This is a genomic window from Pseudomonas sp. R62 (assembly GCF_000257605.1).
GTDB lineage: Bacteria > Pseudomonadota > Gammaproteobacteria > Pseudomonadales > Pseudomonadaceae > Aquipseudomonas > Aquipseudomonas atacamensis.
This window is the reverse complement of record NZ_JH635998.1, coordinates 2,556,648-2,559,840: the sequence shown is the minus strand read 5'-3', so window position 1 is coordinate 2,559,840 and position 3,193 is coordinate 2,556,648. Positions and strand designations below refer to the sequence as shown.

At 62.2% G+C, this 3,193-nt stretch carries 3 protein-coding genes and 1 pseudogene; all 4 read right to left on the bottom strand.

The features are described from left to right. Positions 1-27 precede the first annotated feature (27 nt). Positions 28-585 carry a phosphonate degradation HD-domain oxygenase gene (locus OQK_RS12505; protein WP_016772691.1) on the bottom strand — a complete coding sequence of 186 codons (558 nt, stop codon included), beginning with the start codon at positions 583-585 and terminating at the stop codon, positions 28-30. Next, positions 582-1,715: a TIGR03364 family FAD-dependent oxidoreductase gene (locus OQK_RS12500; RefSeq protein ID WP_038860907.1), complete on the bottom strand. Its 1,134-nt coding sequence runs from the start codon at positions 1,713-1,715 to the stop codon at positions 582-584. Before OQK_RS12500 ends, OQK_RS12505 begins: the two co-directional genes overlap by 4 nt. Positions 1,716-1,833: 118 nt before the next feature. Then, positions 1,834-2,859 carry a putative 2-aminoethylphosphonate ABC transporter substrate-binding protein gene (locus OQK_RS12495; RefSeq protein WP_016772689.1) on the bottom strand — a complete coding sequence of 342 codons (1,026 nt, stop codon included), beginning with the start codon at positions 2,857-2,859 and terminating at the stop codon, positions 1,834-1,836. Between the two features lie 37 nt (positions 2,860-2,896). After that, positions 2,897-3,193, bottom strand: a pseudogene (locus tag OQK_RS12490) (putative 2-aminoethylphosphonate ABC transporter permease subunit); the annotation flags it as partial.

The window sequence follows — 3,193 nt, the reverse complement described above, 5'->3', positions numbered from 1 at the left end:
GGGAGAGGGCTGGGGTGAGGGCTGCAATCACTCAGCCGACAACAATTTCTCAGCCTTGCGCTTTAACACACTCAGATCCACCAGCGGCACTGCAACCTCCTTCGCCAACTCATCCCAGCGCCGCATGCGCAAACTCAGCGCACACAAAGGATCAGCCTCGAACGCATCCGCCTCAGCCGCGCTCATTATCCCGCCCTGATATTCCAGCGTCCTGCGACTCGCCTCACTCAATCGCGCGTAATAGCCCGGCTCGCGCAAGGTCAGATAGCGTTTGGCCTGGACGTGATATTCCACCAGTCGCGCCAGCCGTTCGCTGAAACCTGCCTCACGCAGATAGTCGGCACCGAGCCGTTCATGGCTGACCACGCCATAACCGCCCATGTTTTCCGCGCCCTCGGCACACAAATGGCCGATGTCATGAAAGAACGCCGCCAGCACCACTTCATCGTCACAGCCTTCAGCCATGGCCAGTTCTGCGGCCTGGGACATGTGCTCGAGCTGCGACACCGGTTCGCCGATGTAATCGCTGGCGCCGAAGCGTTCATACAGGCCGAACACCCGGGCGATCACCTGTTCGTGATTCATGCCTCCTCCAGTAACTGCGCGATGTTGCGTTCGGCCAGCGCCGGGCCGACGCTCATGCCGACGCCGGTGTGCATCAGCGCCACGCTCAGGCCCGGTGCCGGACGCAGGAATGAAAACGGCCCTGGCCCCCGAGAACCATAGACGCCCTGCCAGCGTTCGACCACTTGCACCTGGCAGCCCAGCGTTTGCTCGGCGAGTTCGAGCATCCAGTTGTCGACCTGTTCGGCGTTGAACGGTGAAGCATCGCTGCCGTAGTGGTGCGAATCGCCGATGATCAATTCGCCATACGGCGTCGGGCTGATCAGCAGGTGAATGCCGTTGGCGTGCAGGTGCGGTTGCTCACGGAGGATCTGCGCCTGCACCGCTGCGGCTTGCGGCAAATCGGCGAAGGCGCCGTAGTGCACGCAGCTCAGGCCGGTGAGCAGGGCGTGTTGCAAATTGAGATCGACCTGCGGTCTGGCCCGCAGCATTTGCAAACGACAGATCTGCGGATTGAGGGCAGCAATCGGCTCGGCCAGCAGGGTCTGATAATCGTGGCCGGAGCAGACGATGATCTGCTTGCCGGTAAAACTGCCGGCGGTACTGTGCAAATGCCCCGGCTCGACGTCGCGCACCAGCGTGGAAAAGTGAAACTCGACACCGAGGTCGCGGCGCAGATAGTCGATCAGCGCCGGAATCGCTTCGCGCGAGTACAACTGCTGATCATCGACACCGTGCAGCGCGGCGCGGTGATGGCTGAACTGGCCGTCATACAGATCACGCAACGCCGCGCCGCGCAGCAGCTCGACGTTATAGCCATGCTCGACCGCGCGGCCGGCGCAGAAGGCTTCGAGCAGGTGTTCTTCGGCCTCGCTGCGGGCGAACAGGTATGAGCCGTTGCGCTTGACCTGCAGGCCGGCAAGTTGCGCCCAGTCGCCCCAGATCTCGCGGCTGGCCTTGGCCAGTTCGAGCATGATGCCGGGCGGCTGACCGGTCACCAGCGCCTGGCCGAAGTTGCGCACCGAAGCGCCAAGGGGCGTGGCGGTGCGTTCGAATACCGCGACTTTCAGGCCGCGTTTGGCAGCGGCATAGGCGTGGGACAGACCGAGGATGCCGGCGCCGATGATGAGCAGGTCTTTGGGTTGTGTCATGTAGAGGTGCTCTGAATGAGAAACCGCTTTCGCGAGCAGGCTCGCTCCCACAGGGGACAGCATTGCAACTGTGGGAGCGAGCCTGCTCGCGAAGGGGCCTTGTCAGTCGATAAAGATCTTACTTTGCGACAACTTTTTCGGACTTGCCGTCATACCGCTTGCGCCATTCAGCCAGGATCTCGTCGCGATTCTTCGAGGCCCAGGCAAAGTCGTTCTTGATCAGACGCTGCTCATAGTCGGCTGGCAATTCGGTCTGCGGCTTGGCGATCCCCGGCTGGGCGAGCACGGCGAAGTTCTCCTTGTACAGATCCATCGCCTCGGCGCTGGCGGAGAAGTCGGCGAGTTTCTTCGCCGCTTCTTCATGCGGCGTGCCTTTGATCACCGCTGTCGCTTCGATCTCCCAGCCCAGACCTTCCTTCGGCAGGATGATATCCAGCGGCGCGCCCTGGCGTTTCAACTGTACGGCTGGATATTCAAAGGAAATCCCGATCGGAAACTCCCCCGCCGCCGCCAGCTTGCAAGGCTTGGAACCGGAGTGGACGTACTGGCCGATGTTCTGGTGCAAGCCGTCCATGTAGGCCCAGCCCTGCTTCTCGCCGAAGGTTTGCAACCAGGCGCTGACGTCGAGGAAACCGGTGCCGGACGACGCCGGGTTGGGCATGACGATCTTGCCTTTGTAATCAGGCTTGGTCAGGTCCTGCCAGCTCACGGGCTTGGTCAGACCCTGCTTCTCGGCCTCGACAGTGTTGAAGCAAATGGTCGCGGCCCACACGTCCATGCCGACCCAGGCTGGCGGGTTGGCGGCGTCGCGGTAGTTCGCGCCGATCTTGCCAAGATCCTTCGGTGCATAGCTTTGCAGCATGCCTTGCTGGTCGAGAATCGCCAGGCTCGACGCGGCCAGGCCCCACACCGCGTCAGCCTGCGGACGAGCCTTTTCGGCGAGCAGTTTGGCGGTGATGATCCCGGTGGAATCGCGCACCCATTTGATCTCGACGTCCGGGTTGGCCTTTTCAAAGGCCTCCTTGTAGGACTTCAGTTGTTCGGCTTCGAGGGCGGTGTACACCGTCAACTCGGTTTTTGCCGCGAAGGCATTCAGGCTGAAAGTCGCGAGCACAGCAGCGGCCAGGGCCATAGGCTTGAACATGAGCGTTTTCCTGTAGATGAGTTGAACGGGTTTGCAATCAGTGACCGGGCGCGGTTTGCCGCCAGGCCTGGGAACGGCGCAACAGGCCGCGCGAAGCCCACGCCAGCAGCAGCGACACGCCGGCCGAAGTGAACAGAATCAGGGTCGACATTGCCGCCGCACCGCCGACGTTGCCGGCGTCGTCCATGTTCAGCACCGCCACCGCCGCGAGGATGGTGTCGTGGCTGTAGAGGAAAATCGCCGCCGACACCGTGGTCATTGCCGAGACGAACAGGTAGCGCACGATGTCCAGCAGCGCCGGCAGGCAGATCGGCACGGTGACGCGCAGGTAATG